Consider the following 26,760-nt stretch of genomic DNA (forward strand, 5'->3'; position numbering starts at 1 on the left):
TGCGCGTACGGCCCGGGGGCGGCCCGGGGGCTGGGGCCACCCCGGCCGCGCGCCGGGCCGACGTGCCCGCCGGGTCAAGCGTGACGGGGTGCCCGCTCCTCTTCCCCGACGTGGACGGTCCGCCCCTCCCGTCCGGATCGCCGTCCGGTCACTGGTAGACCTTGCCCTCCTGGGGTGAGCCTTCGTATTTCTCCTGGGCTTTCGCCAGCGCCTCGGCCGCGGAGAGCCCTTGGCTCATGAGTTCCTTCTGCAGGGCCGCCTTGAGCTTGCTGCTGCCCTCGGCCGCCGCGTTGACGGACCAGGGTGTCCGGCAGGCATAGATCAGCAGCGACTTGTACCGGCTGAACGCCGGCGCGCTGTCGATGATGACGGCCAGCGGCGGGGTCTCGGCCTTCCTCGCCTCGGCGAAGGCGTCGGCGACCTTGTCGGACCATTGGAAGTCCAGCAGGACCGCCACGTCGCAGTAGTCCACCAAGCCGGTCACGCGGTCGATCTCCAGTGAGAGTTCGGTGGCGTGGTGGGGCTGGACGTACTCACCCGGTGCGTCGGTGGTGGGCTCCACCCCGGCGTTCGCGAGGGCGTCGGGCAGCGACGCGAAGACTTCGGCGTTGGCCCCGACCCGGTTCAGGCTCTGCTCCGACTGAACGGCGAAGCCGTACTGCCGTGGCGTGCCGACGGCGATGGGATGCTTGTCCTCGTACCCGTGCGAGAACCACGCCAGCATGTCGGAGTGTTTCGGTCCCGAGGCGCTCTTGAGCAGAGCGACCGTACCCCGGCCCAGGCCCTCGATGTCGAAGGTTCGCCTCTCCAGCCTGGGCATCTCGGGCTGTCCCTTGCGCCAAGTGCGATCGGCGTCCAGAACGGTGTTCGCCGCCCGCTCCTCGTACTGCTCCATGGACTCCGGCGGCGCGGTGGCCTGCGCCGTCGACGCGCCGCCGATCGCGGCCTCCATCGCGGTGACGGTCACGTTGTGCTCGGCCAGCTGCTCCAGGGCCTTGGCGGGCGTCAGTTGCTTCACCACCGCCTCGTGCTTGTTGATCTCGATGAGCTTCTGCCACACCCAGTTCTTCTGCGTGAGGTTCAGACGAGGGCTGCCCGCTCCGGCCCACTGCTGGAAGAAGGCCTGCGAGGTCTTCGACAGCACGCGCTGCACGACGCCGGTGCGGGGCCCGGCCGCCACCGGCGTGGTGCGGTGTTCCGGAGCCGTGGAACGCTGCACACCCTTCGGCTGGCGTCCCAGCTGGGCCGCCGTGCTCTCGGCGTCACGTTCCAGGGCGTCGGCGGGGTGGCTGACACCCGTGGGGACGCGTCCGGCCCGCTGCTGGCGGACGTGCTGCAACTCGTGCCGCAAGGTGTGGTCGTCCATGTCGGCCGCGCTGCGGAACACGATCCGGTTGGTGTTCGTGGTGTAGGCCTTGGCCCCGAGGGCCTCGGCCGAGTCGCGGTCGACGTGGACGCGGACGTCGCTGAAGTCCTCGCCGCCGAAATCGCCTTCCATCTTGCGCTGGACGTCCGCCCGCATCGGGCTGCCCGCGGTCCGTGTCACGGCCTCGGCCCGGGCCATGGCGTCGGGCTGCACCGTCAGGTCCTCGGCCAGCCTCTGCGTGGCGGGGGCATGACCACAGTCCGCGTCGTGCTGGTGGCGCTCGGGTTCCATCAGACGGGCGACCGCGGCGTTGCCGATCGTCCGCTGGAGGGAGCGAGCGGCCGCGGGGGACATCCGGCCGGTACGTCCGGCGGCAGCGGGGCCGCCTCGGAGGAGGGCCGGGGCCCGGTCGGCCTGCCGAGGAAGCGCCCGCTTGTCGTCCGGCTCGGCGAGACGCTGCTGTCTGTCGGCACGCATGGCCGCTTCCTCTCGTGTATCCACGTACAGGTCAGGCACCCATGCTGCCGCGCCGCCCGGCCGGCGTGAAGGAGGAAGAGGGCAGGACGGGAGGAAAGTTGCCTGCCCGAATGTACTGACGGCTCGCCTCGGCTGTACTTACTGCCCGCCTCGGCTGCACTCGCTGCCCGCCTCGGCCGTACGACGCCGTTGCGGAAGTGCACGCGGGATCACATGCGCCACATCAAATGCGCCACAAGGGCGCCGCATACCGCTCCGGGCGGCTGTCGACGAGCAGTCGGCGCAGCTGATGCCGGTGGGAGCCGCTGAGGTCCAGGGCCTCCGTGAGGCGGCGGAACGTCGTGTGGGTGACTCCCCGGGCGCGGGCCTGCGTCTCGAACGCGTCGAGCCGGGACCAGACGGCGGCAGGATCGAGGTTCATGGGCGGCTGCTCGGCAACGCGTGCCGCCTTGTCACGTTCGTAGTCGATCTCCGAGAAGCCGCAGATCTCACGGCTGTACGCCTCGGCCTCGTCCAGCGCCGCGGTCGTCATGAGGGCGCGGGCGAGCCGGTTGCGGCCGACCGCCTCGTCGAGGTCGACTTCGTGCACCGTGGGTCCCTCGTCGGTGAGGGGCACGGGCAGGCCGGCGTCGCGCACCTCGCAGACGCCGCGGACTCCCCGGGCCGTCGCGGCGAGCATCGCTGTCGCCTCGGACGGGTGCCACTCCAGAACGTCGCCGATCACCTCCACGTCCCGTGCCGTGAAGGTGTGGACGAGGGAACCGAGCAGGGGCCGCAGCTCATCGGCCGGGATCTCGCCGTCGAGTCCCGGTCCGGCGACCAGCAACCGGATCGGCGCGTTGACCTGGCAGCAGGCGGCGAGCGTGAGGGCGTCGGCGAGCGGACTCCTGAGCGTGGGTACGTCACCCTCGGCGAGGATGTCTCCGCCGACGTCCAGCAGATCGACCGACCTGGGGCTCAGGTGCTCCACCAGCTCTTCGAGTTGGCGCGTGATCCCTTCCGCGCCGTGGTGCGGATCGAGCAGGGCGAAGGTGTGCCGCAGCTCTGCCGCGAGCCGGGGCAGGGTGGAGCCGGCCGGCGCGACCGGCCGGGCCGTGGCCGGCACCGACCACACGGAGCGGGTGACCGGTTCGAGTCCCGAGAAGTTCCCCGGCCCGCGCGGGCCCGGGACCGGGTCGATCAGAAGGCGGTCCCAGGCATAGGTGAAGATCACCACCGGGTCCCCGTCGCCGTAGAGGGCGGCGTGCAGCATCACGGCGGCGACGGCGTCGCCCCCGCCTCCCGCTGCGACGATCAACCGCGTCATGTATCCACCCTAGGGCCGGACCAAGTCACGCGCTCAGCCTGTCGGGGTGCGGAGCCATTCACCGCCTTTTGTGCCACTTCGCCACCCGCAGTGATGCCGTTCAGGTTTGGCGGAAACAAACCGTTGTCGCTTCGGGGTGAGCCGCGCAGCCTTGGAGGCGCGGGAGCGCTCCCACGCTTTCCGCACCCCAACCCCACAGTGAGACCACTCCCCCACAGGAAGAACACCCATGCATTGTCATGAGCATGAACGTCGTACCGGTCGTCGGCTGATGCTCGTCCTGAGCACCCTCGTCGCGGTGCTGGTCAGCCTGATCACCTGGGGCGGCACCGCCTCCGCGCACGGCTCGGTGATCGACCCCGCCTCCCGCAACTACGGCTGCTGGCAGCGCTGGGGCAGCGACTTCCAGAACCCGGCGATGGCCCAGCAGGACCCCATGTGCTGGCAGGCCTGGCAGGCCAACCCCAACGCCATGTGGAACTGGAACGGCCTCTACCGCAACGGCTCCGCCGGCAACTTCCAGGCCGTCATCCCGAACGGCCAGTTGTGCAGCGGCGGCCAGACCGAGAGCGGCCGTTACAACTCCCTGGACGCCGTCGGCCCCTGGAAGACCACGGACATCGGCTCCAACTTCACCGTGAAGCTGTACGACCAGGCCAGCCACGGCGCGGACTACTTCCTGGTCTATGTCACCCGGCAGGGCTTCGACCCCACCACCCAGCCGCTGACCTGGAACGATCTGCAACTCGTCACCCGCACCGGCAAGTACGCGCCCAGCCAGAACTACTCGATCCCCGTGACCACGTCCGGCTACAGCGGCCGGCACGTCGTCTACACCATCTGGCAGGCCTCGCACATGGACCAGACCTACTTCCTGTGCAGTGACGTGAACTTCCGCTGACCCGAGCCGCCGTCGCGTCAGCCCATCCACTCACCCGCCCCATCCGCTCGACCCGCTCACCCTCCAACGGACCCGGCCCGACGCGGACTGACCCGGCCCGACGCCGACTGAACCGGGCCGGGTTCGACTGGACCGGGCTGCGCCCGCCCACTGGGAGCGCTCCCGGGGCCCGCAGTCAGCCAGCAACTCCCTTATCCCCCGTCCCCACCCCCTCCCCGCTCCCCCTCCCCGCCCGCTCCCCGCTCCCCGCTCCCAGGAGGCGTACATGCCCTCACTGCCCGTGCGATGCCCGCGTTGGGTACGCAGACCCTGGACGGCAGCCGTGGCCCTGCTCGCGCTGGCGGTGTCCCTCCTGATCGCCGCACCGGCCAGCGGCGCGGGCAGCGCCGCCGGATGCCGGGTCGACTACACCGTCAACGAGTGGACCGGCGGCTACACCGCCCAGATCCGCGTCACCAACCTCGGCGCCGCGCTGAGCGCCTGGCGGCTGACCTGGACCTACGGCGGTGACCAGCACGTCACCTCCGCCTGGAACGCCACCGTCACCCAGACCGGCCGCGCCGTGACCGCCGTGGGCACGGACTGGAACGCCGCCCTGCCCAGCGGCGCCGGAGCCGACTTCGGCCTCCAGGGGACCTGGGGGACCGCCGACCCGAAGCCCACCGATTTCAGCCTGAACGGCGTGTCCTGCTCCGACGACGGCACAGTGCCACCGACCACACCGCCCACCACTCCGGGCACCCCTCCTCCCACCCAGCCGCCCGCCGACTGCGGCAGCGCGGCCCTCTGCTCCGACTTCGAGGACCAGGCCGGCACCACCCCGTCCGGCAACTGGCGCTTCACCGCACCGGACTGCCAGGGCACGGGCACGGCCACCGTGGACACGGCCGTCGCGCACAGCGGCACGAAGTCGCTGCGGGTGGACGGGCGGGCCGGGTACTGCAACCACGCCTTCGTCGCCGCCACCACCGACCTGTCCTCGGTCGGCCCGGTGCTGTACGTCCGCCTGTGGGTCCGGCACACCACCGCGCTCCCGTCCGCCCACGTCGCCTTCGTGTCCATGCCGGACAGCTCCCAGGGCGGCCGGGCGCTCCGGGTCGGCGGCCAGAACGGCGCCCTGCAGTGGAACCGGGAGAGCGACGACGCCACGCTGCCCGCGCAGAGCCCGGCCGGGGTGGCGCTGAGCAGGCCGCTGCCGACGGGCAGTTGGCAGTGCCTGCGGTTCGCGGTCGACACCTCCGCGCCCAAGCTGGACACCTGGCTCAACGACGAGCAGGTGCCCGGCCTGCACGCCGACGGCGTACCGACCCAGGACGTCGACCAGCAGTGGCTGTCGCGGACCACGCCGCCCCGGCCGACCGCGCTGCGCCTCGGCTGGGAGAGCTACGGCACCGGTGACGACACCCTGTGGTTCGACGACGTGGCGGTCGGTTCGGCACCGATCGGCTGCTGACCAGGGTCGGCGGCCGGTCGACGAGGATCCGCAGCCGGCCGCCGGTCCGCGGCCGGTAGACGAGGGTCCGCGGCCGGCCTCCGGCCCGGGTCCTCCGTCAGGCCCCGGGGGGCGTGTCCTTCCTGCGAAGCACGATCAGGACGGCGCCGCCGATCACGACCAGGCCGATGGCCACCCCGGCGATCAGGGGAGTGATGGCGGAGCCGCCCGTCGCGGCGAGGTCGGTGGTGGTGGTGGTGTCCGTGGCGCTGCCGCCGACCGAGGCCGGGCTGGGCTCGGTGGTGAGCTGGGCCGTCTGCGTCGTGATCGCGCCCTGGGTCGCACAGTCCAGGACGCCGGTGAAGCGGTGGCTGAAGCCGTACGGTCCGGTGATCGTGAAGTCGTAGGCCTGGTCCTCCTGGAGCGGCACGGTCACCGTGCGGGAGGCGCCCGCGGGGATGGTGTGCGCGGCGCCCATCAGCTGGAAGGTGAACGGCTGGTCGCCCTTGTTGACCGTGGTGATGTCCAGACCGCTCTTGGCGCAGTTCTCGCGGGCCGACACCGCCGGTATCGGGCCCTCGGCGGCCCAGCCGGCCGTCGCGGTCGCGGAGACGGTGGACTCGCTGGAGCCGGCCAGGATCTGTGTCTGGCTGCGGCTCTCGGCGGCGAAGGCGCGGCCCACCGGTACGGTCGTCGACGCCAGCACGGTCAGTTCGGCCGTACCGTCCGCCGCGTCCTCGGGGACGTCGAAGAACAGCCGGCTGCCGTCCTTCGCCGAGGTGGTCACCTTGCCGTTCTTGTCGACTATCCGCACCCCGCTGGCAGCCGCGTCCGCCGGCGGGCTCACCGTGACCGCGCTCGCGTTGGTGTGCACGGTCACCGGCCCCAGCCGAGCGCCCGGCCGGCCGGAGACCGCGGGCGGGTCCAGGGTGAGCGACGCCTGCGGCTCGCCGGCGCTCCGGGCGCTCTTCTCCAGATAGTCGGCGAGCTTCTCCGCCTGCGGGTCGACGGCGTCGACGTCGGCGCCGTCGGAGTAGCGCCAGATGGCCACCTGGGTGCCGGCCGCCGCGTCCTGCTCGGTCAGCCCGCTCGTGCCCGCCTGCCGCGCGAGTGCGGCGAGGTCGTTGACCTGGGGGTAGGAGTGCTCGAGTATCCAGCGGATGCGGCCCGCGTGCTTGTTGGTGCCCAGCGAGGTGCTGCTCCAGGGTGTCTCCTGGTATATGGCGTCGCGCTGGGTCGGGCTGTGCAGGTCGACGCAGTACGTCTGGAGGGTGCCGCCGCCGTCCACGGACATCTCGAACAGGCCCGCCGCCACCCGCTGGTCCGCGCCGTCCTCGTGGATCACCGCCTCGCCGTAGGTCTTCAGACCGTTGGTCGTGGCCGTCGCCCCGCCCTGGGGCCGCGGTGTGTCGTCGGCCACCGCCGTACCGGCGCCGGACAGCACGCCGGCCGCCATGAGGCCGGACACCGTGGCGGCGGCGGCCAGACGGGCCGTTCCGGTGGAGCGGCACAGCCCAGTGAACGCAGCAAGCACAGAATTCCCCTTCGAGCAGGACCCGTTGGACGTGGGGGACGGTCCCACCAGCAGAATCGGCAGCCCCTAGGGGCACGCTCGGCATCCTATGGATCACCCGGAGTCCGACCCGGCGGTCGGATCATCGGACGGCCGATCCGATCCGTAATCGTTATCGCCGGGACGGTCCTCGAACTGTCGATATCGACAAATCCACCGGTGGGTACGGCGGTTCGGGCGGCAGGGCGCCCCTGGGCGACCGCCGAGCCGGCAGGCTACGGACCCGGGTGGCCGCCGACCTGGCGGGCCACCGCCCCGGCCGGCCATGGATCCGGCAGACCGCCGACCTGGGTGGCCGCCGCGATGGCAGTCGTAGGTGGAGTCGCGGTGGCGGCCGCGGATGGCAATCACGAATGGCGGCCGCGGCCTCGCGTCAGTCAGTCCGTCGTGGCCGACGTCATGTCACCGCCGCGACTTCATCCGCCTGTTGCTCCGCCGGCCCGTCGTCGCCCTCCCGCCGGTCCGCCGGGCTCGGTGTCTCCCAGTTCGGTTCCGGGCGGGCCGCGGTGGGCGGTGTCTCCGGCCGGGCCGCCCGCTGGAAGAGCGCCGTACCGCGTGACAGGTCGTGGCCGATCGCCACGGCGTCGATGTCGGCGGAGGCCCACGGCTGCTGCCCCTCCCGTGTCTCCGTGCGGACCTTCAGCCGGCCCTGGACGACGACCGGCTGGCCCACCTCCACGCACGCGGCCACGTTGACCGCGAGCTGGCGGTTGGCCCACACGGTGAAGAAGTTGGTGTGCCCGTCCGTCCACGCGCTCTTCTCGCGGTCCCAGTAGCGCGCGGTCACCGCCAGCCGGAACCGGGCCGACGGCCCCGCCGCCGACTCGCGGTAGACCGGCTGGGTCGCCACGTTGCCCACCGCGCAGACGATGGTCTCGTTCATGTCCTCGCTCCCCTCCCCGCCCGTCCCGTTCCGGCCGGGCGGACACACGTACGGGCCCGTCCCGTACGGCGCGTCTGCCGTGCCGGCGCGTACGACTGCCGTACGCGCCCGCACGTCCCGCCGACCGCCCGCGCCGTCCGCCGCCTGTGCGGCCGGACCAGCCGTGCGATCGCCGTGGCCTCAGACTGCCTCCGCCGGGCCGGGCCCGCTGAGCCCTGTGGACGGCCGCCCGCCTGGGGAAAACTCCGCCACCCCCACGGGTGACCCGCACCCCTCCCCCGAGCCCCGAGCGCCTCCCGACCACCCTCCCGGGCCCGCCAGGTCTCCTGCCTCCCTCACACCACCCCCGCCCTGCTCCGGGCGACCCTCCCGTACTGCTCCCTCACCTCCCGGTAGCGCAGCAGTTCCGCCGCCACCGGATCGAGCACGCGGGCCCGGCCGCAGCTCGCCGCCGCCTGCCGCAGCCGTCGTTCCGCCTCCTGGCCGTAGCGCCGCGCGGGCCCCCGGGCCGCGATCCGGCAGCCCCACTCCACGAGCGGCCCGCCGACGATCCCGCACACCATCAGCAGCACCGGGACACCCAGGTTGGGCGCCATCAGCCCGGCGATCTGCCCCGCCAGCCAGCCGCCGCCCACGATCTGCAGCAGGGTCATCGCCGCCTGGACCAGTACGGCCACCGGCCACCAGCCAGGCCTCGGCGGGCGGCCCGGCGGGAGCCCGGCGCGCGCCACCAGGTCGTCCAGCGCCTCGGAGAGCCCCTGGGAGCCGCGTACGGCCGCCTCGCGCACCGCCTGCGCCCACGGTGCGGGCAGCCCCGCCGAGGCCCGGTCGCAGACCGTACGGACCGCCTGTTCGACCCACTGGCGGGCCGTGGCCTCCTCGTCGGCCTGGGCGCGTACGGCGTGGCGGCCCGTCGTGGAGTCGCCGCGCCCCTGGTACCAGCGCCACAGTCGCAGCCAGGGCGTGCCGCAGGCGCGGTTGGCGTTGCGCAGCCAGGCGCGCTCGGCGGCCTCGCCCGCCGCGGTGGCGCCCACCGCGTCCGCGAGCCGCGCGGCGAACTCCTCGCGCGCCTCCTCGGTGAGTCCGGCCCGCCGCCCGGTGGCGTACACGGGCCGCAGGCCGCTCGCGGCGGCGTCCACGTCGGCGGCCACCCGGCGGCCCGCCGCGCCGCGCTCGGCCACGAACTGGCCGAGCGTCTCCCTGAGGTCGCCGACGCCCTCGCCGGTGAGCGCGGACAGCGCGAGGACGGTGGCGCCCGGTTCGCCGTGCTCGCCGAGCGCGATGCCGTCCTCGTCGAGCAGCCGCCGCAGGTCGTCCAGGACCTGGTCGGCGGCGTCGCCGGGGAGCCGGTCCACCTGGTTGAGGACGATGAACATGATCTCCGCGTGGCCGGCCATCGGCCGCAGATAGCGCTCGTGCAGCATGGCGTCGGCGTACTTCTCCGGGTCGACCACCCAGATGACCGCGTCGACCAGTTTCAGGATGCGGTCGACCTGTTCGCGGTGCTGTACGGCGGCGGAGTCGTGGTCGGGCAGGTCGATCAGGACCAGTCCGCGCAACTGCCCGTCGTTGTCCGGGCTGTGCATCGGGCGGCGGCGCAGCCGGCCCGGGATGCCGAGCCGGTCGATGAGGCCCGCGGCGCCGTCGCTCCAGCTGCACGCGATGGGCGCGGCGGTGGTCGGGCGGCGCACCCCGGTCTCCGAGATGGCCACTCCGGCGAGCGCGTTGAACAGCTGCGACTTGCCGCTGCCGGTGGCGCCCGCCAGCGCTACGACGGTGTGCCGGCCGGAGAGTTTGCGGCGGGCGGCGGCCTCGTCCAGGACCCGGCCCGCCTCGGCGAGCGTACGGCTGTCCAGGCGCGCGCGGGAGAGCCCGACGAGTTCGCGCAGGGCGTCCAGGCGGGAGCGCAGCGGACCGTCGTACGCCAGCGGGACCGGGGGCTGGCTGCTCGGTTTCCGGTGCGGGTGCTCGGCGGCGGAGGCGCGCTCGGCGGCGAGGGCGGCGGAGGTGGCCTCGGTGACGCGCCGCGCGATGAGACCGTCGTCCCAGGTCTCCGGGGAGCCGGCCGCGGTGTCCGTGGCGGCCGTATCGGTGGTGGAGCCGGTGTCGGGGGCCGGGCCGGCCGTGGGGGCGGGGTCTGCCGCCTCGCCGGGGCCGGTCGGCGTGCCGGCGGCGGCCGTGGAGGGGGTGGCGGCCTTGGACGGCGTGGCCGGTGTGGCGGGCGGGGCGGGCGGGGCGGGCAGGGAGCCGAGCGCGGGGCGGGGCGTCGGGGAGTACGGGTGCGGGCGGGGGACCGAGACGCCGTCCTCGCCGGTACGCCCGCGCGCGGGGAGGTACTTTTCGCCGCCACGGTCACTGCCGGCACTGTGCTCCCGGGCGCCATCGGAGCTACGGCCCCGGTCGGCGTCGTACGCACGGCTGTGACTGGACTCGCGGTCGCCATCGCGGTCGCGGTCGCGTGGGGCGTGGCCGTCGCGCTCGGGAGCACGCTCGCGGCCCTGTCCGGCATCACGGTCACGGCCCTGTCCGGCATCACGGTCACGACCCTGCCCGGGATCACGGTCACGACCCTGTCCGGCATCACGGTCACGACCCTGCCCGGGGTCACGATCATGGCCGTACCCGGAAGCACGATCACGACCGTGGCCGGAGTCACGATCATGGTCGTGCCCGGCGCCGCGCTGGTCGGCGTGGCGGCGGTCGGTGGGGTCGCGGTCGGCGGGGTGGGCGTGCTCGCGGCCGGCCCTCTCCGCTTCCCCGCGCGTGTGCTGGGCGCCGCCCCCGCCCCCGCTCCCGCCGTTGCCGGCTCCGCTACCGGCACCGGAGCCGTCGTAGCCGGCCGCCCCCTCCGCCGCCGCGTTCGAGCGCGCCCGTGCCGGTGTGCCGGTGTGCTCGGTGCCGTCCGTGGCGCCCGGGCCGGCGTGGCCGCCGTGCTCCCGGGCCCCGGTGTCGCCGCTGCCGCTGTCGGGGCGCCTCGTGTGGTCGGTGTGCTCCGTGTGGTCCTGGTCAGTGATGGCGGTCACCGGGTCACCTCTCCTTCTGCAGTACGGACAGCGCGGCGATGAGTTCGGCCTGGGGCTCGGGATGGACGTCCAGCGAGTCGAGGGGGGCGAGGCGGCGCTCGCGTTCGGCGTGCATGACGCGGTCCACGTGCTCGGCGAGCAGCCGGCCGGCCCGGTCGCGCAGCCGCAGTACGCCGTGCGCGCCGAGCCGCTCGGCGAGCCCCTCACCCGCGGTACGCGCCCGGCGCCCGCCCAGCACCGCCGTGGCGACGAGCGCGGCGACGATCTCCGGGTCGGGTGCGCCGGTGCGTTCCAGGACCCGTACCTCGTCCTCGGCGTACTCCTCCAGCTCGCGCCGCCAGCGCCGGGCCGCGAGGCCGATGCGGTGCTCGGCGCTCTCCAGGATGGTGCCGCGGCGGGCGAGCTGGGGGGCGCGGGCGGCGGGCTCGCGCCGCCAGGCGTCGTCGACGCGTTCGTCGGCGGCGGTGACGGCGCACAGCAGCAGGGCGGCCAGGCTCTCCACGAGGGCGTCGAGGAGTTCCCCGGCGGTGCAGTCCAGAGGGAAGGCGCGCCAGCGCTTGAGGGCGTCCCCGGCGAGTACGGCGCCGGACTGCAGGCGGCTGCGTACGCGCGCGTGCTCGCTGTCGTAGGCGGTGTCCACGGCGGAGGTGAGCCGCAGGGCCGCCGCGTACTGGGCGGCGGCGGCACCGGCCAGCTCGGGCAGCCGGGACTTGAGCGAGTCGAGGAGGCCGTGGACCGTACGGGCCACGACCTGCTGGCGGGCGGCGGGGTCCTGGGCGTGGTGGGTGAGCCAGCTCTTCAGGGGCGCTACGGCGGTGGCGGGCAGCAGTCCGGCGCCCCAGGCGGATTCCGGCAGCTCGGGCACGGTGAAGCGGGGTACGTCGCCCAGTCCGGCCTTGGTGAGCAGGGCGCCGTACTGCCGGGAGACCTCGGAGACGACCTGGTGGGGCACGCGGTCCAGGACGGTGACGAGGGCCGCGTCGTACTCCTTGGCGGTGCGCAGCAGGTGCCAGGGAACGGCGTCGGCGTAGCGGGCGGCCGTGGTGACCATGATCCAGACGTCGGCGGCGCAGATCAGTTCGGCCGCGAGGACGCGGTTGTCCGCGATGAGGGAGTCGACGTCGGGGGCGTCGAGGAGGGCGAGGCCGCGGGGGAGGGTGTCGGCCGTCTCGATGCGCAGCACGCGCGCGGGCTCGTCGTCGGCGCCCGGGAAATCGTCGGCGGGGTCCCGGTGGGGCGTCCACACGCGGGTCAGCTCGGGGAGCACGCGCATGCCGCTGAACCAGTGATGATCCTCCGGATGGCAGACGAGGACCGGTGTCCTGGTGGTCGGCCGGAGCACGCCCGCCTCGCTCACCCGCCGGCCGACGAGGGAGTTGACCAGCGTCGACTTGCCCGCGCCGGTGGAACCGCCGACGACGGCCAGCAAGGGCGCCTCGGGGTGCCGCAATCGGGGTACGAGATAGTCGTCGAGCTGCGCGAGGAGTTCGTCGCGGTTGGCACGCGCGCGTGGGGCCCCGGCCAGGGGCAGCGGAAAGCGTGCGGCGGCGACACGGTCGCGCAGAGCGGAGAGTGTGTCGAGCAGCTGAGGCCGTACGTCCAAGGTCACCACATGCGAAGAATGCCCAATTTTAGGGGAATTCTGAAGCATATGGACATGTCTGCGCGCCGACAGAACACAACGGACGGAAGGGATGACCGGGACAAGGGGGCAGGCCAGGCATAACGAGTGCACAACACCCGGTGCGTCAGAGGCCAAAAGCGGTGCACGATTCGCACCTGCCTGCGATTATCAGGACCGCTTCACCGAACCTCCACATCGAGCCACGGAGGGGAAGCGACAGGGTCAAGGAACCGGGAGCCCTATCCTTGTCCCCGGCAACGTCACGGATCCGCCCCCACCAGGGCACCAGGCACGAGGCCACCCCACCCGGCCCCCGTAGCTCAGTGGATAGAGCAGGCGCCTTCTAAGCGCTTGGCCGCAGGTTCGAGTCCTGCCGGGGGCGCCAGGCACCGCCCTTCCGCCCGGGAGGGCTTTTCGCTGGTCAGAGCGGCTGTCAGCGGGTACGACGAAGCCCCGGGCGCCCACTTGACGATCAAGGGCAGACGCGGGTGGCGGTGTCGAGGTCCTCTCCCAGGGAAAGATCAGCCAGCGCCCGGCACCTCCCCCTCCGGAAGGTCACCCGCGGCCTCCAGCCGCCGCTTCAGGTCCGGCAGCTGCCCGTCGACGCACCGGGCGTACGTCGCCAGCAGCACGGCAACACTGCTCCCGGCCCACTCGGCCACCTGAGCGGGCGGGATGCCACCGGTGAGCCACTCCGTCAGGCGCGTGCGCCGGATGTCGTACACCGCGCCGCAAGGTTGGCGAGTCGAAGACGTGCTGGGGCGGCAGCACGGCCTTACGCGCGCTGCGCCACGCCCGTCGGATGACGGAGCCGACGAGGACGCCACCGGACTCACCCGGGAAGAGCAGATCACCCGGCTGGAGCTGCTCGTCCTGGATGTGCTGCCGCAGGATGCGCGTGAGAGCCGGACACCGGGGCACCGCGCGCGTCTCACCCTCAGCACGGCCCTCCGGCTCACGTGAGCAGCTCGCACTACTGATCGTCGGCGTCCGACTCCTGAAGCATCAGGTCCTCCACGCGCATGGCCACGGCTTCCTCGGGTCGGAGGTAGGGAGTTGGTCCGCAGGATGCGCCGCCGGATCGCGTACTCCTGGCGACGTTGAGGATCCGCGACGACAACGGCCCATACGTGCGAAGCCCCGACGGAAAGCGTTTCACCCCAGCGGGATAAAACCTTCTCTCCATCATCAAGCCCCAGCTGCGCTCCGGGCGCCGCTCCTGCCTTCGGCCCGCTCCGCCCGCGCTGCACCGACGCGCGCTCGCATGTGGATAGGGCCGGAAGCCATGAGTCGATCACCGCGTAGAACGGGGCACGGTCAAAGACGATGCCTCCGGCGGGGGGTCGGCCGGCACCGGGATGGAGGGGACGCCGTCGCCGGCCGCGGGCACGTTGGGGCGCGCGTAGGGTGCTCCCATCCCGACCACCGCCGCCCCAGGCAGAGCCGAGCAGACGCGGCCCAGGGCGTCCAGGTCGTTCGTACAGTGGCGCGCTCCACCTGGACGCCCCTGAACCACGCCCGCTCCACGGTGTGTGAGTCGACGGCGGACGGGATGGGAGCTGGGGAGGGTGGTAAGTACAGGAAGTGGGCACCTGCTGGGAGATCGCCGCCGAAGTCAACTTACGAGGCTGGTGGGCTGTCTGATTCCAGTAGCGTCATCAAGCATTGCCCCAGGCCAGAGAGAGCGTACGGCCGGTGAGTCCCGCTCCAGAGCACGCCATGGAGCGAGCTTTCGATCAGCCCAAGAGAGAGAAGTTTCTGCAAGATCGCATGCCCTCCCAGGCCCAGACCGGGGTCGATCTCGCAGACCTGCTCCAAGGTCATGCCGTGTGGGGAGCATCGATCTCTCGGATGGCTGCCTACAGAAGCTCCCAGATATCCAGGCGTGCGGGCGTCGGATCTGCAATCGCCGCAGCTAGAGCACGGGAGAGCGCCCGCCGCTTCTGGGTGAGTGAGATGTCTTGCGCAGCGCCCACGACCCTACCGGCGAACTCAAGCAACCTCTCATCGGTAAGGAGCCGCTGCTGAAGCTCGTTGGCCTCGATACCGAGGACGCGGGTAACCTCACTCATCAGTTCGCCGCGCCTGGCCGCGCGGTTCGCTGCGATCCGATCAGCAGCCATCTCGAAACCAGTGGCTAGGACGGGCCCAACTGCGGCGCCAACAAGCGCTCCCGCTGGACCGCCGACTGCTACGCCAACGGCTGCACCCGTACTTGCCGCAGCGACCTGCCCCAGACCTCTGGCTACATCACCCTCTGTCTTCTTGTTCACAAGGCTGACTGTAGGCACTCAGTTGACGGAAGACATCCCGTTTCCGTGCAGGGGTAGCGGTACAGCAGGGATGTACAGCAACTACAGCAACCGGCCCCAGACGACAGCATCCTTGTAAGGCCGTCACACGACCGGTATGACCCTGACTGACCGGCCCACATAGAACTACGGATCGGAAGGCGTACCCTGCCAAGTGGTGAGGCCGTCCGCACGGTAAAGGCCGCGACCCGGGGTGCGATACGGTCGGCTGCCTCACCACCACCGCAGGGCCGTGCCACTCTCGTTCCGGAGCGTGCGGGGAGCCACGGGGAGTCAGCGGCAACGACGGGTACACGCCGGAACTTGTCGCACTGCGGATACACGCAGGTCACATCGGCAGCCGTCCAACCTCGCTCCTAAGGCGGGTGTCGCAGGGTCGAGAAGTACCGGAGGCACAGCGAGAAGGGCCGCCTCAAAGAGGTTTCTCCCGAGTCAGCCCTTTACTGTTTCAGGTGCCATACCACAGATGCAAAACAGACGGCAGTTATCGTCACGCCAGCTCGCGATCAACCTGGTGCAGATAACTGAACGGGTGCCCATTCCTCGCGCGGAACAGCGGACGGACCTCTCGGGTTGCGATATTGAACCCGATGCTGCCCGCTATGCCGGCTACCCAGGCGAACTCTGGGACAACCAACGCACCCACAGCAGCTGTAGCCACTCCAACCGTGACCGAGATGGACCTCTGCACCCAGGCCATACGGCTGGCTTGGGCAGCCGCCTGGTAGTCTTCGCGCGCCTGTTTCAGCGCCACTCGCATGCGTTCCAGCACATCGGCCGGGTGCTCCCATTCGCGGCGCAAATCGCTGAGCATGGTCTGAGTGGCACCCATCAAGCGTTCCCGCTCGTCGGCATACCTGTCACGAAAAGCCAGGACCTCTGATGTGGGGGTGCCCGGTGCTGGCATGGGCAACAGGCGGCCAAGCTCAATTCGCCAGGCTGCTACACCAAAGCCAGGAGCCATCGGCCGAAGCGACGTCTCATGGGCGGATCGTTGATCGGTGTACGGCGTGTAGGCGCGAGTGTCAGTCGTAAGAGCCACTTCCTGCGCCAGTGTGCCGAGTAATAGGAGGCGCACCTCACTAGACACGGCCAGGCCGGCGCCACGCCACCTCTCCGAGCTCTCAAGCCTTCGCCCCAGACCTAGGCCGATGATCTCTTCTTCCAGAAAGTGTCCGAGCTTCGAGCGGAAGAGAAAGGCATCCATGACAAAAACCTGAGGACTAGGCGGCCCGGCAGAAAACTCGCGTAGTTCCCGGGTCAAGACTTCAAGATGAAGCATGTCATCGAGTGGCTGACGGTATTGAGTACCCAGGACGATGGGATGGTAGAGCCCTCGTTCCCTGAGATCCTTCAGCTCATCCGAGACTGCACCCTCGTATACCTCTGGATCCATCGGCACCACGGACGCCACGTCGTCCCAGTACAACAACGCCTGGTGCAGGACCTCCTGAGGCGGTCTGACCAGAGGGTAGTAGAGCAGCGTAGGCATCGGGTTCCCCTTCCGACAGGGTGATCCACCGTAGTGGACTCAGAGCCGTCACCACGAGACGTGATCTGTAGGAGAGATTCTGCGCGATTGGCAGCCAGCAACATCCACCCACCGCCATCTACGAGCCACGTTCAAGGCTGCCGAATACGACCAGCTGAACAACTTCTCTGAGGGCTGCTGTACAGCAGCGGAGTACAGCAACCACCCCGGCCGCAGCCGACCGCCAATCCACACAGGTGACCTCCCGATCAGCCCACCTACCCCTTCAGCCAGTAGTTCGGGACGAAGCGATCGCGCACCTAAGGTGCGCTGCATGACCACCGACACCCCAGCCTGTCCCGAGTGCGACCAACCCATGCGGTCGGGCGGCCTTGTTCTCTCCGGAGCGGGAGGACGACGGTCAGCGGACCTGCGAACACTATGGAGGTGCACCAGTCGACACGTCTGGTGGCGCTGGGCCGACCGGCCAGACGAGCCTTTGGAGGTCTGCCCGCTCCCAGGACTGTTCCACTGACAGACGACGTTGACATCCGCGACCCCAAACAGCGGCAACCAGTCGTGGCTCCGGCTCACGACGCAAGCCGCGACCAGGGCGATGGCAAAGCGGAGACGCGCTGCTCCAGCCCAGCCCTCTCCGGACCGTCCGAGGACGCCCAGCAATGACAGAAGCCCACAGCGTGATCTTCAGAACCGTGGGCTTCGTCGACCTTCTTGTTCGGCGAGGCCGGTAGTACAGGAGACCGGCATCTCAGGGCGCACGCAACCGCCGCAGCAGAGGAAGCTGCCTCAGCCTCTGAGAAAAGCGCAGCGCCCCCCTTCAGGTACGGCAAGCTCGCCGTCCGCTACGAGGCGACCGTGCTGGTCGCAGTCATCAACGAGTGGCTGCGACCAGCACGGTGGCAACGCCCCTCAGTGGACGCAGAACTCGTTGCCGGCCGGGTCCTGCAGCACCGTCCAGGTGAGGCCCGGAACGCTGTGCTCGCCGACGACGCTCGCACCCAGAGCGACCAGCCGCTCCACCTCCCCCGCCAGGCCCGTGCCGGGCGCGGCAGCGAAGTCGATGTGCACGCGGTTCTTGCCCCGCCGCTCTTCGGCCACACGCTGGAAACCCAGTGCCAGAGGCTGCGCTCTGACGATGACGAAGTCGCCGTGGTCCTGGACGATTACGCCTCCCAACGCAGTGGCCCACCACTTGGCCAGTTCCTGCGGTTCCGCACAGTCCACCGTGACCATCGCTGCTGTCAGACTCATGATCGTCACCCTAGCCACGACCACTGACCCCGTTCACGGAATGGGACAAGACCTTCGGCGACGCGCGTCTTTGCGCGGCCATCGCCGACCGGATCACTTTCCGTTGCACCCCGATCCAGACCGGCACCGAGTCCTACCGCTCCCAGGCCACCCAGGACACCCTCTTCCCGGGACAATGAACCCGAAGAGCACCCGCAGGGAGAGGCACAGCAATGCACGGCAAGCCGGAAGACGGCGTCATCGAAGGCGATCTGACCCGCCTCATCCCAGCCACCGAAGCACATCTGGCACTGCTCGCCCACTGGTTCGCCGACCCCGAATTCGTGCGGAACTGGGGCGAGCAGCCTCTCACCCGCGAGGAAGTGGCCGCGAAGTACACGGGAAGACGCCGCCCCGACGTGGAGTCCTTCCTGATCCTCGCCCAGACCATCCCGGTCGGCTATACCCAGTACGCAACCACCGGCCCGGGCCAGGGCGGCATCGACATGGTCCTCCTGCCTCAGGCACAGGGCAAAGGCCTCGGCCCCGACGCCGCCCGCGCACTCGTCCGGCATCTTCATACGGTGGTGGGCTGGAAGCAGGTGACTGTCGACCCCGAAGCGTCCAACACCCACGCCATCCGGGCCTGGACAAAGGCCGGCTTCCGCCCGGTCAGCCAGCAGGGGAGCCAGCTACTCATGGAGTGCCTCCCCGCCCACGACATCTCACCGGCGGATATCCACGAGGAGACCTTCACACCCGAGGCCTGAACAGAGGCGGGCCCCGGCCACGCCTTGCCAGAGAGGCAGCCTAGGGACCACCTTCACAAGACATCGATACCCCCACAGCCCCGGTTCCGGACACTCCGCTCCACCGGGGAAGGTCACCCGATCAGTGGCTCCCAATCTCACCGGAAATCACAACACCGCACCAAGTACATCCCCACCACGAACAGCTCAACACTGGCACCCACCGTCACCTAAGACGTGGTGCCCAAATGATCCGGCTAAATCAAGCCGTTCGCACACCTAACGGCCAACGACCACCGACAATCGCTTTCGTTGCGGGGTACCCAGTGATACCAACGCAAGCGTCCTCGTCGGCGCCGTCGTCGCCCAGGGCCGCGACAACGCCGACGCTCTGCGTCTCGTCCGCCCGGACATCGACGTCGCAGCCGCGTACCAGGCACGCGAAGCCGCCGGTCGCGGCGAAACCCTGGACGAGCGCGATCTGTACGCCGATGTGCGTCCCGTGCTCAGCGAGCTGCGTCAGCTCGGCGTCCGGGTCGTCATCGCCGGGAATCAGACCGCCCGCGCGGGAGATCTGCTGAGGTCTCTGGACTTGCCCACCGATCTGGTGGTGACCTCCGGAGAGTGGGGCGTGGCCAAGCCGGACCCCTTGTTCTTCCAGCGGTGCATCGAAGCGGCGCAGGCGGCGCCCGCCGAGTCGCTGTACGTCGGCGACCACCCGGCCAACGACGTCTTCCCAGCGGCGGCGGCCGGCCTGCGTACCGCTCACCTCCGGCGTGGCCCCTGGGGGCACCTGTGGGCCGACGCTCCGGACGTCGCGGCGACTGCGGACTGGCGGATCGATCACCTCACGGAACTGCCCGCGCTCCTCACCCAGTAGAGGAACGGCCATACCTCCCTCCCCACCATCCAAAGCCTCGAGCGCGGAGCCCGCTCCCCGAGCGACGACACGCTCGACTCGATCGCCGCGGCACTCGCCGTCGACCCGAGCCCGAGCCCTTCTCCGGATCGGGTCGCGCTGAGCCTCGTTCCACAGCCCCGAAAGCACCCGTGAGCACCACGCCCTCTCTCGCCTTCAGGCGGGCGAGGGTCCTTCCGTCATGCCCCGATCGCGGCCAGAGCCTGCTTCGTGTCGGCCAGGTCGTTCAGCACGATGTCGGCTCCCGCGTCCCTCAGCTCGGCCGTCGGTGTTTTTCCCGTCGCAACCGCCACCACCCGTACGCCGGCGTCCCGGCCGCCCGCGACATCGGCCGGAGTGTCCCCGAGGAACACCGCCGCCGGCGCCGCCACACCCGCGCGTGCCAGCGCCTCGCGCACCAGCTCAGGCCGCTCCTCTCCGTCCTCGCCGTACGCCCCGTTGTCCAGGCTCAGGTACGAGTCCAGCCCGAACGTCGCCAGCTTGACCTCCGCCGCCAGGCGTACGTTGCCCGTCACCACCGACTGCCGTACGCCTCGCTCGGCGACGGCCGCGAGGACTGCCGCGGCACCGGGCAGCGCGTGCCCCCGCTCCCGCAGCTCGGCCGCCCGCCGGACGTGCCCGGCGCCCAGCGCGTCAGCGAAACGGACGAACAGGTCCTCGCGGAAAGGGACATCATGCATCCGTGCGGTCTCGCGCAGGATCACTCGCTCCGTCGATCCCGTTACCGACGCCTGCTCCCGCAGCGCCACGCCCGTCACCTGCTCGAACGCCTCAGCCCACAGCTCCCGGCCGAATCCGCGCGTTGCCATCAGCGTGTGGTCGATGTCCCACAGCACCAACTCCAGCACCGGGGCCTCCTCTCGTCAGAACAACAGGGTCCCCGCGCATCCGGCACCCTACGCTCGGACCCAGTAGCGAGGAGTGAGCGCATGGTTGCAGCAGATCTCCCCATCGGGGACCGCATCCGGCATTACCGCGGAGGGCGCCGGCAAGACGCCGTCGCGGGTCTGGTCGGTATCTCGCCGGACTACCTGTCCCAGATCGAACGCGGCCTGAAGGTGCCGTCGTTGCCGATCCTGTACGCGCTCGCCCAGGAGCTGGGCGTACCCGCCGCCGCGTTGCTGTCCGACGATCCGCCGGCCGAGCAGGAGTCAACGGACACCGCCGAGGCCGCCGTAGGCCGAGCGCTGCTCGGCTACGGACCGGCCCGCAGTACGGCGACCGTGCCTGCGGCCGTACTACGAGAACGGGTGGAAGCCGCCTGGAAGAGCTGGCAGAACGACGGCGACCGCTTCACCCAGGCCGCCGAGACACTGCCCGGCCTGGTCGCCGACATGGCCCACGCCGCGCGCGCCGCACGCACCGGAACGGACGCGACCGAGCGGCGCGCCGTGCTCCGGGCTGCCGCAGATCTCTACTGTCTCCTCCGCTCCTACCTCCGGCGTACCGGCCGTGTGGACCTCGCCACCTTGGCCGCCGACCGCGCCATGCGCGCCGCCGAAGACGCCGACGACCCACTGCGCATCGCAGCCGCCCAGTGGAACTTCGGACACGTGCTCCTCGCCGCCGGCCAGCCCGGCGAGGCGGAAGAGCTGGCACTGCGGGCAGCCGAGCAGGTGGATGCCGTGCAGATGCCGGAAGCCGAGCGTACGGCGATGAGCGGCGCCTTACAGCTCGTCGCCGTCGTCGGCGCGGCTCGCCAACGGCGATGGTGGGACGCCCGCCACCGGCTCCGGGAGCACGCGGCGAAGGCAGCTCGCGCCGTGCCCGACCGCAGCAATGTCGGCCGGACCGTCTTCGGACCCACCAACGTGGCACTTCACGCGCTGTCCATCGAGATGGAGGCCGGCGAAACAAGCGAGGCCCTGCACACCGCTGACGCCATCGACACCAGCGCCATGCCGAGCCTGGAGCGGGAGTTCACGTTCGGCCTGGAGGTGGCGGCCTGCCACAGCCAGCGCCGGGATGACGCCGCGACGCTGCTGGCCCTCATCGGTCTTGAAGCGCGTGCGCCTGAAGATCTCGCGCGCAACGCTCTTGCGCGCCAGCTGGTGCTGACCGTGATTCGGCGAGCGCGAGCGATACACGCGCGGCAGGCGGAGCGACTCGCAGAGCGGATCGGCCTGCTCTAGCGAGCCTGTGGCTCAGCCGAGCTGTCAGCTCGGGCGGCCACCTCTGTGCCTCTTTACGGTCTTGTGTGTGAGTTGGATCAACACACCGTGGAGGCACCGTCGATGCCTGGCATGACACACCCCTCGGCGGCACCGCTCCCGCCGTTCAGCAAGAGGAAGGCCGACGCTCCGGAGGTCGTCCGTGCGTGGCTGGCCGGTGCGCACGGCTCGACCGGTCAGGTGCGTCTGGAGTGGTCGATGCAGCGCTTGGCGGTGGTGCCGCTTCGCATCGGGCTCGGTGCCGTGCGGATGCCGGGTGGCATCGTGCACGCGGCTGTCGGTACCGATGAGCCCGGTGGGGTCGCCGAGGTTGTGCGGGACCAGTTGTGCGGTCCGGTGATCCAGGACGTGCGCACCGCTCTGGGTCCGACTTACTGGGCGTTGGTGTCCTACCGCCCAGACGCCGACTGGGACGGGGGCACGGATACACCGCTGCTCGGTTCCGGGACGTACCTGGGTGTGCCGGACCTCGGCATCACCGCCCCGCCCGGCGCTTACTGGGTGGTGCAGCCCTACGGCCGTGACCACCTTTGCGAGCTGCCGGCCGTCGCCGCTTTCATCCAGCGGGGCCGTGATGCGGCGGCGGAGACCCCGGTATGAGGTCCGCTCGCACTACCGTAGTGATGGTTCTCCCGGTCGACTTCGTGCCGCACATCCCGCTGCCGCGCCTGGAGCTGTTGTCCGATACGCGTATGCGCGGCGCGGAGTGCGTATGGGGCGGCGAGGTGCTGACCACCGATACCGCCATCGACTTGAACGAGCGCGTCACCGATACCGGGGCGCACTGGTTCCCGCGGGCTTGCCGGCGGTGCCTGCGCAGTGCCGTACGGGCCGCTCGCGGTCGGCACCCGGGTGACTGCCCGGACTGCAAGAGCGTCACCGACCTCTGCCCGGTCCGCCGTGCCCTGCACGACCTTCTGCTGGAGCTGGGCCGGTGACTGTGCAGGATGCCGGTGAGCTGGTGCGCCTGCACCAGCTCATCGCCGTACACGAGTTCCCGCAGACCCTGCCCCCGGCGGCCCTGGCCGGCGAGGCATGCGTCTGGTGCATCGCCCCGGCCGACGCCACCGCCGTGAGGTTGTCGGCCGCTCTCCCCTGGTGGGGCTGCCTGCCCTGCTACTCGGCGCGGCTGGCCTGGTACGTCACCTGGTACGACTGGCACGACCACCACCAAAGCTGCGTCCTCTGCCAACAGCGCCGAACCTGCTACGTCGGCCACGGCCGCCGCACCCTGCACGAACAGACGGCAGGCCCGGCCGACAAACCCCAGCCGACCTGCTTCCCCTGCCGGGGCCCGCTGATCGCGGTGGAGAGGGTCGCACCGCTGCTGTGGCACAGCCCGACGACCTTCGCACCCCGCCTCGGCTACGCCCACGTCCGCTGCCTGACCGAAAGGCCGGGCAGCCGATGACCAGCCCCGTCCGCACCGTCACGTACTGGAACGGCAAGCCCATCCCGTTCATCACCGCCTGGACCAAAAAGGCGAGGCAACTCAGCCTTAGGGCGCATGTCGAGTTGTGATCGTCGGTGGTCCGGTGTGAGGGCTTCCATCCAGATCATTGAGGGACACAGCGCGTGTGGTGGCCGGTGGGCCGGCGATGGTGGTGAGCCGTAGCTTGGTTTCGTCCTCGCTGCCGGGTACGGCGGTCATGATGACGATCTTGAGCTCGGAGTCGCCGTCGGTCAGGACGTCGCAGTCCACCGTGACCGGGCCCACCGACGGGTGGTCGATGGTCTTGTGGTCCTCGCGGTGCGCGGCCACCTCTCCGGTCGTCCACAGCTCGGCGAACCTCCTGTTGCCCGCGTTCAGCTCCGTGATCAGCGCGGCCAGGCGGCTGTCCTGGGGGAAGCGGCCGGTGGCGCGGCGCAGGTCGGAGACGACGGCCGCGTCGGTGGCGTCGCGGTCCGTCTCGGCCACCGGCCACAGCGCGAGGCGGGCGGGCCCGGCGTCTACCGGGAACCTGTCGCGGGCGAAGTTGCGCAGCCGCGGCGGCGAGGCGGAGGGATCGCCCAGCAGGCCGGCCCATCCGCTGTTCCACCACACCAGTTGCCAGTCCGCCGCGAACACGGCGACCGCCACGTCCCCGAGGCGGGCGAGCACCCGTTGCAGGCCGGGCGGGAGGTGGTCGGCGATCGTGCCGTCCGCCGGCGGTACGAGCTGGGCCAGCCGGTAAAGGTGGTCCCGCTCGGCGGTGGACAGTTGCAGGGCGCGTGCCAGGGACGCCACCACCGACGCCGAGGGTGTCGCGGCCCGCCCCTGCTCCAGGCGTACGACGTAGTCGACCGATATCCCGGCCAGGTCAGCCAGTTCCTCGCGGCGCAGCCCGGCCGTCCGGCGGCTGCGAGCGGCCGGCAGCCCGGCGGCCGACGGGGGCAGCCGGTCCCGCCACGTGCGGATCATCACGCCCAGTCCGGTTCCGGGTATCGCCGACATGCCCTCCATCCTCCTGCATCCCCGGTCGTGCGGACGGGCCCGAAGGTGGTACTGGTCTTCCTACCGTCGAAGCGTCCCTGGTCCGCCTCCCTCGTGGCGATCAGCATCTAGTGCATGACGATTACCTTCATCACCGGAGCCAACAAGGGTCTCGGCCGCGAGACCGCCCGCCGCCTGGTCGAGTGCGGCCACACCGTGCTCGTCGGAGCGCGCAACCGCGAGCAGGGCGAGGAAGCCGCCGCTGCGCTCGGCGCGCGCTACGTCCCCATCGACGTGACCGACGACGCGTCCGTGGCCGCCGCGGCCGCGAACGTCGCCGGACACGAGGGCCGTATCGACGTCCTGATCAACAACGCCGGTGTCCACGGCCCCGTCGGCGACCCCGGCGACCTCACCGCCGCCGACGCCCTCGGCGTCCTCGACGTCAACGTCATCGGCGTCATCCGCACCACCACCGCGTTCCTGCCGCTGCTGCGGCGCTCGGACGACCCTGTGATCGTCAACGTCAGCAGCGGCATGGGCTCCCTCGCCCTCACCCACGATCCCGACCGACCCGAGTCGCACGTCGTCGCGCCGCTGTACACGGCCTCCAAGGCGGCGCTGACGATGTTGACCACGCAGTACGCCAAGGGGCTCGAGGGCATTCGCGTCAACGCCGCCGACCCCGGCTACACCGCGACCGACCTCAACGGTCACAGCGGCCCCCAAACCGTCACCGAAGGCACGGACGCGATCGTCCGCCTCGCCACCGAGGCGCCCGGCGCCGGCAGCGGACGCTTCGTCTCCCGCCATGGCGACATCGCCTGGTCCTGACACCGGCCGCGCTGGATCAGCTCTTTCGGGGGCCGAGGACATGGCGAAGTCGTTGCGGTGTCCGGGGTGCTCCAGCGTGGGCTATCGAGCGCGCCTCCGTCGCGAAGGCGGCAGCCGCAAGGGGGTCCGGCACTTGTGTGAGCGAAGGTGCACTCGACGGGGTCGAGGCCTGCCTGTGCGGAAGGTATCGGGTGGTTACGCGGAGCGGTGGGGCGCCACGGTGTCTCAGGCGCCGTGGGTCCCCGGTGTGCCGTATCGGGCGAGCATGGTCAGCACCGCTTGGTCGACCGCGTTGGCGAGGGCGGAGTCGTCGGGCTCCCAGCGTGCGAGCAGCATCCGTGGCCAGAACACGTAGTTGGAGATCATTCCGAGGAACTGGGTCGCCGCCGTCTCCGCATCGTCGAGGCGGGCTGTACCAGCGGCGTTTTCCGCTTCCAGGTAGCGGCGGACCGATTCGAAGTAGGGCATCTTGCCGAGCTTGAACTGGGTCTCGCCGAGCTCGGGGAAGCGCGGGACCTCGGCGATGACGATGCGGAAGAGGGCGGCCATGCCGGGCTGGGTGAGCAGCGCCACGTAGCGGCGTCCGATGGTCTCAAGCCCCGTCCGGAGGTTCCCTGGCTCGGGAAGCGGCGCCTCCTCGTCGTCCACCTTCCAGTATTCGGTGACGATCGCCTCGAACAGGGCCGCCTTGGTGGCGAACTGCTTGAACAGTGTCGCCCTCGACACTCCGGCCACCTCGGCGATGCGGGCCAGCGAGGTGCCGTTGTAGCCGGAGTCGAGGAACAGCTTCGTCGCCGCCTCGATGATGGACGTCCGCTTCTGCGCTGTCACGCGCCGGTGGTAATCCGAAGGCTGTGCCGTCATGCCCCCAGTATGCCTCTCACCGCGAGGCGAGTCACTTGACTCGCATCTAGTCACGCCCCTAGCTTGAGAGGAGGTGAGTCACTCGGCTCACCACTAGGCGTAAGCCCGGAAGGAAGCATCATGGGACGCTTTGATGGTCAGACCGTCATCGTCACGGGCGGCAGCGGGGGCATGGGCAGCAGCCATGTGCGGGGCTACCACGCCGAGGGGGCGAACGTCGTCATCGCCGGCCGCGACGACGATGCCGGCCGCGATCTCGCTGCTCAACTCGGTCCTCGGGCTCTGTCGATTCACCTGGATGTCGCCCGCGAGGACGACTGGGCGGCGGCGGCGCGAGAAGTCGAAGACCGCTTCGGGCCGATCACCATCCTGGTGAACAACGCGGGCGTCCAGAACCCGGCGGCCCCTATCGAACACACCGAACTCCGCACCTGGGAACACACCTTCAGCGCCAACGTCACCGGCCAGTTCCTCGGCATCAGGGCCGTGGCTCCATCGATGCGCAGGGGCGGTGGCGGAACCATCGTCAACATCGCCTCGACCATGGCCCACGTCGGCACGGCGTTCTACGCCCCCTACACCGCCAGCAAGTGGGCCGTGCGCGGGCTGACCAAGACGGCCGCACTGGAGCTGGGGCGGGACAACATCCGAGTCAACTCCATCCATCCCGGCGTCGTCTCCACACCGCTGATCAACGAACCCACCGTCGCAGGCCAGCCGGCCATCGCCGACTTCTACTCGCCCGATCCCTTCGCCATCCCCCGCCTCGCCGAACCTTCCGACATCACCCGCCTGTTGCTCTTCATCACCTCCCAGGACGCCTCTTTCGCCACGGGCTCGGAATTCGTCCTGGACGGAGGCCTGCTGCTCGGCCCCGCACTCCAGCCCGAGGCCGACATCGCAGCTTGAGCCGGCATTGCGGTGGGGAGCGTGTAGCCGCGGGCGCTACCCGACTGCCGATCAGGTCGTTGTCGACGCCGTCATCCGCTCGTTCGTAGCGGTCGGCCGACCGCTACGGCAATCGCCAGCGGCTGGGAGGAATCCGGCGCCAAGGCCGCCGCGGACACCACCACGACGATCGTCGATGGCAACTACCAAAGCCACGAATGCCTCGCCATACGCGCATCCAGAGCGCTGCACCGCCTGCAAGTGGCAACAGGTCGCCAAGATTCACGGCGAGCGGGAGACGGG

Annotated in this window: 25 protein-coding genes, 1 tRNA gene and 1 pseudogene; 14 read left to right on the plus strand and 13 right to left on the minus strand. The window is 70.6% G+C overall.

What is annotated here, in order from left to right; genetic code table 11:
* Nucleotides 1–148 precede the first annotated feature (148 nt).
* Both ACZ4SV_RS23425 and ACZ4SV_RS23430 read right to left on the minus strand, forming a co-directional pair.
* Nucleotides 149–1,843, minus strand: a complete 1,695-nt coding sequence (locus tag ACZ4SV_RS23425) for an eCIS core domain-containing protein (protein WP_365881780.1) — start codon at nt 1,841–1,843, stop codon at nt 149–151.
* A gap of 223 nt (nt 1,844–2,066) precedes the next feature.
* On the minus strand, nt 2,067–3,149 hold the full coding sequence (locus ACZ4SV_RS23430; protein WP_468006243.1) for a DUF1152 domain-containing protein: 1,083 nt from the start codon (nt 3,147–3,149) through the stop codon (nt 2,067–2,069).
* Between the two features lie 229 nt (nt 3,150–3,378).
* Between ACZ4SV_RS23430 and ACZ4SV_RS23435 the strand changes: the two genes are divergently transcribed.
* Entirely contained in the window at nt 3,379–4,050 is a 672-nt protein-coding gene (locus ACZ4SV_RS23435; RefSeq protein ID WP_397939816.1) for a lytic polysaccharide monooxygenase auxiliary activity family 9 protein, read from the plus strand.
* A gap of 265 nt (nt 4,051–4,315) precedes the next feature.
* Nucleotides 4,316–5,503: a cellulose-binding domain-containing protein gene (locus tag ACZ4SV_RS23440; RefSeq protein ID WP_468006244.1), complete on the plus strand. Its 1,188-nt coding sequence runs from the start codon at nt 4,316–4,318 to the stop codon at nt 5,501–5,503.
* 97 nt (nt 5,504–5,600) lie between these two features.
* Here the strand turns inward: ACZ4SV_RS23440 and ACZ4SV_RS23445 are convergent, their stop codons facing one another.
* The 4 genes from ACZ4SV_RS23445 to ACZ4SV_RS23460 form a co-directional block, all read right to left on the minus strand.
* Nucleotides 5,601–6,938 carry a Cys-Gln thioester bond-forming surface protein gene (locus tag ACZ4SV_RS23445; RefSeq protein ID WP_468006290.1) on the minus strand — a complete coding sequence of 446 codons (1,338 nt, stop codon included), beginning with the start codon at nt 6,936–6,938 and terminating at the stop codon, nt 5,601–5,603.
* A 514-nt stretch (nt 6,939–7,452) separates the two neighbouring features.
* Nucleotides 7,453–7,938 carry a single-stranded DNA-binding protein gene (locus tag ACZ4SV_RS23450; RefSeq protein ID WP_397939813.1) on the minus strand — a complete coding sequence of 162 codons (486 nt, stop codon included), beginning with the start codon at nt 7,936–7,938 and terminating at the stop codon, nt 7,453–7,455.
* Nucleotides 7,939–8,273: 335 nt separating this feature from the next.
* Nucleotides 8,274–10,181 carry a YfjP family GTPase gene (locus tag ACZ4SV_RS23455; RefSeq protein WP_468006291.1) on the minus strand — a complete coding sequence of 636 codons (1,908 nt, stop codon included), beginning with the start codon at nt 10,179–10,181 and terminating at the stop codon, nt 8,274–8,276.
* A 784-nt stretch (nt 10,182–10,965) separates the two neighbouring features.
* On the minus strand, nt 10,966–12,573 hold the full coding sequence (locus tag ACZ4SV_RS23460; protein WP_468006245.1) for a dynamin family protein: 1,608 nt from the start codon (nt 12,571–12,573) through the stop codon (nt 10,966–10,968).
* A gap of 321 nt (nt 12,574–12,894) precedes the next feature.
* Between ACZ4SV_RS23460 and ACZ4SV_RS23465 the strand changes: the two genes are divergently transcribed.
* A tRNA-Arg gene (locus tag ACZ4SV_RS23465) sits at nt 12,895–12,970 on the plus strand.
* Nucleotides 12,971–13,106: 136 nt separating this feature from the next.
* Here ACZ4SV_RS23465 and ACZ4SV_RS23470 read toward each other — a convergent pair.
* Entirely contained in the window at nt 13,107–13,310 is a 204-nt protein-coding gene (locus tag ACZ4SV_RS23470; RefSeq protein WP_468006246.1) for a hypothetical protein, read from the minus strand.
* Between ACZ4SV_RS23470 and ACZ4SV_RS23475 the strand changes: the two genes are divergently transcribed.
* Nucleotides 13,300–13,548 (plus strand): hypothetical protein, encoded by a 249-nt coding sequence (locus ACZ4SV_RS23475; protein WP_468006247.1) that lies wholly within the window; start codon nt 13,300–13,302, stop codon nt 13,546–13,548. The two genes, ACZ4SV_RS23470 and ACZ4SV_RS23475, sit on opposite strands and share 11 nt — an antisense overlap.
* A gap of 896 nt (nt 13,549–14,444) precedes the next feature.
* Here the strand turns inward: ACZ4SV_RS23475 and ACZ4SV_RS23480 are convergent.
* The 3 genes from ACZ4SV_RS23480 to ACZ4SV_RS23490 all read right to left on the minus strand — a co-directional run bounded on the left by ACZ4SV_RS23480 (nt 14,445) and on the right by ACZ4SV_RS23490 (nt 17,640).
* Nucleotides 14,445–14,858, minus strand: a complete 414-nt coding sequence (locus tag ACZ4SV_RS23480) for a hypothetical protein (protein ID WP_468006248.1) — start codon at nt 14,856–14,858, stop codon at nt 14,445–14,447.
* Nucleotides 14,859–15,387: 529 nt separating this feature from the next.
* Nucleotides 15,388–16,389: a hypothetical protein gene (locus tag ACZ4SV_RS23485; RefSeq protein WP_468006249.1), complete on the minus strand. Its 1,002-nt coding sequence runs from the start codon at nt 16,387–16,389 to the stop codon at nt 15,388–15,390.
* A gap of 909 nt (nt 16,390–17,298) precedes the next feature.
* Complete coding sequence (locus tag ACZ4SV_RS23490; protein WP_468006250.1) at nt 17,299–17,640, minus strand: VOC family protein; 342 nt, start codon at nt 17,638–17,640, stop codon at nt 17,299–17,301.
* A 23-nt stretch (nt 17,641–17,663) separates the two neighbouring features.
* Between ACZ4SV_RS23490 and ACZ4SV_RS23495 the strand changes: the two genes are divergently transcribed.
* From ACZ4SV_RS23495 to ACZ4SV_RS23510, 4 genes and pseudogenes are all read left to right on the plus strand, one after another.
* Complete coding sequence (locus ACZ4SV_RS23495) at nt 17,664–17,819, plus strand: ATP-binding protein (RefSeq protein WP_468006292.1); 156 nt, start codon at nt 17,664–17,666, stop codon at nt 17,817–17,819.
* 33 nt (nt 17,820–17,852) lie between these two features.
* Nucleotides 17,853–18,389 carry a GNAT family N-acetyltransferase gene (locus ACZ4SV_RS23500; RefSeq protein WP_468006251.1) on the plus strand — a complete coding sequence of 179 codons (537 nt, stop codon included), beginning with the start codon at nt 17,853–17,855 and terminating at the stop codon, nt 18,387–18,389.
* A gap of 298 nt (nt 18,390–18,687) precedes the next feature.
* Nucleotides 18,688–19,248: pseudogene (locus ACZ4SV_RS23505) on the plus strand (HAD family hydrolase); the annotation flags it as partial.
* Nucleotides 19,249–19,275: 27 nt separating this feature from the next.
* Nucleotides 19,276–19,422, plus strand: a complete 147-nt coding sequence (locus ACZ4SV_RS23510) for a hypothetical protein (RefSeq protein ID WP_468006293.1) — start codon at nt 19,276–19,278, stop codon at nt 19,420–19,422.
* 44 nt (nt 19,423–19,466) lie between these two features.
* On the opposite strand, the gene ACZ4SV_RS23515 is transcribed toward ACZ4SV_RS23510, so the two are convergent.
* The gene (locus tag ACZ4SV_RS23515; protein ID WP_468006252.1) at nt 19,467–20,135 is read right to left on the minus strand and encodes an HAD family hydrolase; all 669 of its coding nucleotides are present in this window, start codon (nt 20,133–20,135) and stop codon (nt 19,467–19,469) included.
* Nucleotides 20,136–20,216: 81 nt separating this feature from the next.
* On the opposite strand from ACZ4SV_RS23515, the gene ACZ4SV_RS23520 reads away from it, so the two are divergent.
* From ACZ4SV_RS23520 to ACZ4SV_RS23535, 4 genes are all read left to right on the plus strand, one after another.
* A complete protein-coding gene (locus ACZ4SV_RS23520) occupies nt 20,217–21,419 on the plus strand; it encodes a helix-turn-helix domain-containing protein (protein ID WP_468006253.1) in 1,203 nt (400 codons plus the stop codon).
* Nucleotides 21,420–21,530: 111 nt separating this feature from the next.
* Nucleotides 21,531–22,058 (plus strand): hypothetical protein, encoded by a 528-nt coding sequence (locus ACZ4SV_RS23525; protein WP_468006254.1) that lies wholly within the window; start codon nt 21,531–21,533, stop codon nt 22,056–22,058.
* A 23-nt stretch (nt 22,059–22,081) separates the two neighbouring features.
* On the plus strand, nt 22,082–22,396 hold the full coding sequence (locus ACZ4SV_RS23530) for a hypothetical protein (protein ID WP_468006255.1): 315 nt from the start codon (nt 22,082–22,084) through the stop codon (nt 22,394–22,396).
* Nucleotides 22,393–22,869 carry a hypothetical protein gene (locus ACZ4SV_RS23535; RefSeq protein ID WP_468006256.1) on the plus strand — a complete coding sequence of 159 codons (477 nt, stop codon included), beginning with the start codon at nt 22,393–22,395 and terminating at the stop codon, nt 22,867–22,869. The genes ACZ4SV_RS23530 and ACZ4SV_RS23535 overlap by 4 nt, the downstream gene beginning before the upstream one ends.
* An 87-nt stretch (nt 22,870–22,956) precedes the next feature.
* On the opposite strand, the gene ACZ4SV_RS23540 is transcribed toward ACZ4SV_RS23535, so the two are convergent.
* On the minus strand, nt 22,957–23,892 hold the full coding sequence (locus ACZ4SV_RS23540; RefSeq protein WP_468006257.1) for a helix-turn-helix transcriptional regulator: 936 nt from the start codon (nt 23,890–23,892) through the stop codon (nt 22,957–22,959).
* Between the two features lie 114 nt (nt 23,893–24,006).
* On the opposite strand from ACZ4SV_RS23540, the gene ACZ4SV_RS23545 reads away from it, so the two are divergent.
* Nucleotides 24,007–24,705, plus strand: coding sequence for an SDR family NAD(P)-dependent oxidoreductase (locus ACZ4SV_RS23545; RefSeq protein WP_397939774.1), 699 nt, complete (start codon nt 24,007–24,009; stop codon nt 24,703–24,705).
* Nucleotides 24,706–24,930: 225 nt separating this feature from the next.
* Here ACZ4SV_RS23545 and ACZ4SV_RS23550 read toward each other — a convergent pair whose 3' ends face one another.
* Nucleotides 24,931–25,569: a TetR/AcrR family transcriptional regulator gene (locus tag ACZ4SV_RS23550; protein ID WP_468006258.1), complete on the minus strand. Its 639-nt coding sequence runs from the start codon at nt 25,567–25,569 to the stop codon at nt 24,931–24,933.
* A gap of 120 nt (nt 25,570–25,689) precedes the next feature.
* Here ACZ4SV_RS23550 and ACZ4SV_RS23555 point away from each other — a divergent pair, with 120 nt between their 5' ends.
* Nucleotides 25,690–26,478 (plus strand): SDR family oxidoreductase, encoded by a 789-nt coding sequence (locus ACZ4SV_RS23555; RefSeq protein ID WP_468006259.1) that lies wholly within the window; start codon nt 25,690–25,692, stop codon nt 26,476–26,478.
* Nucleotides 26,479–26,760: the final 282 nt, after the last annotated feature.

The organism is Streptomyces sp. NPDC027672, from assembly GCF_055566335.1.

Bases quoted from the DNA above. Each gene is read 5' to 3' on its own strand.
- ACZ4SV_RS23425 (WP_365881780.1), bottom strand. From the start codon at position 1,843: ATGCGTGCCGACAGACAGCAGCGTCTCGCCGAGCCGGACGACAAGCGG.
- ACZ4SV_RS23430 (WP_468006243.1), bottom strand. From the start codon at position 3,149: ATGACGCGGTTGATCGTCGCAGCGGGAGGCGGGGGCGACGCCGTCGCC.
- ACZ4SV_RS23435 (WP_397939816.1), top strand. From the start codon at position 3,379: ATGCATTGTCATGAGCATGAACGTCGTACCGGTCGTCGGCTGATGCTC.
- ACZ4SV_RS23440 (WP_468006244.1), top strand. From the start codon at position 4,316: ATGCCCTCACTGCCCGTGCGATGCCCGCGTTGGGTACGCAGACCCTGG.
- ACZ4SV_RS23445 (WP_468006290.1), bottom strand. From the start codon at position 6,938: ATGGCGGCCGGCGTGCTGTCCGGCGCCGGTACGGCGGTGGCCGACGAC.
- ACZ4SV_RS23450 (WP_397939813.1), bottom strand. From the start codon at position 7,938: ATGAACGAGACCATCGTCTGCGCGGTGGGCAACGTGGCGACCCAGCCG.
- ACZ4SV_RS23475 (WP_468006247.1), top strand. From the start codon at position 13,300: ATGTCGTACACCGCGCCGCAAGGTTGGCGAGTCGAAGACGTGCTGGGG.
- ACZ4SV_RS23485 (WP_468006249.1), bottom strand. From the start codon at position 16,389: ATGCCTACGCTGCTCTACTACCCTCTGGTCAGACCGCCTCAGGAGGTC.
- ACZ4SV_RS23490 (WP_468006250.1), bottom strand. From the start codon at position 17,640: ATGAGTCTGACAGCAGCGATGGTCACGGTGGACTGTGCGGAACCGCAG.
- ACZ4SV_RS23500 (WP_468006251.1), top strand. From the start codon at position 17,853: ATGCACGGCAAGCCGGAAGACGGCGTCATCGAAGGCGATCTGACCCGC.
- ACZ4SV_RS23520 (WP_468006253.1), top strand. From the start codon at position 20,217: ATGGTTGCAGCAGATCTCCCCATCGGGGACCGCATCCGGCATTACCGC.
- ACZ4SV_RS23525 (WP_468006254.1), top strand. From the start codon at position 21,531: ATGACACACCCCTCGGCGGCACCGCTCCCGCCGTTCAGCAAGAGGAAG.
- ACZ4SV_RS23530 (WP_468006255.1), top strand. From the start codon at position 22,082: ATGGTTCTCCCGGTCGACTTCGTGCCGCACATCCCGCTGCCGCGCCTG.
- ACZ4SV_RS23540 (WP_468006257.1), bottom strand. From the start codon at position 23,892: ATGTCGGCGATACCCGGAACCGGACTGGGCGTGATGATCCGCACGTGG.
- ACZ4SV_RS23545 (WP_397939774.1), top strand. From the start codon at position 24,007: ATGACGATTACCTTCATCACCGGAGCCAACAAGGGTCTCGGCCGCGAG.
- ACZ4SV_RS23550 (WP_468006258.1), bottom strand. From the start codon at position 25,569: ATGACGGCACAGCCTTCGGATTACCACCGGCGCGTGACAGCGCAGAAG.
- ACZ4SV_RS23555 (WP_468006259.1), top strand. From the start codon at position 25,690: ATGGGACGCTTTGATGGTCAGACCGTCATCGTCACGGGCGGCAGCGGG.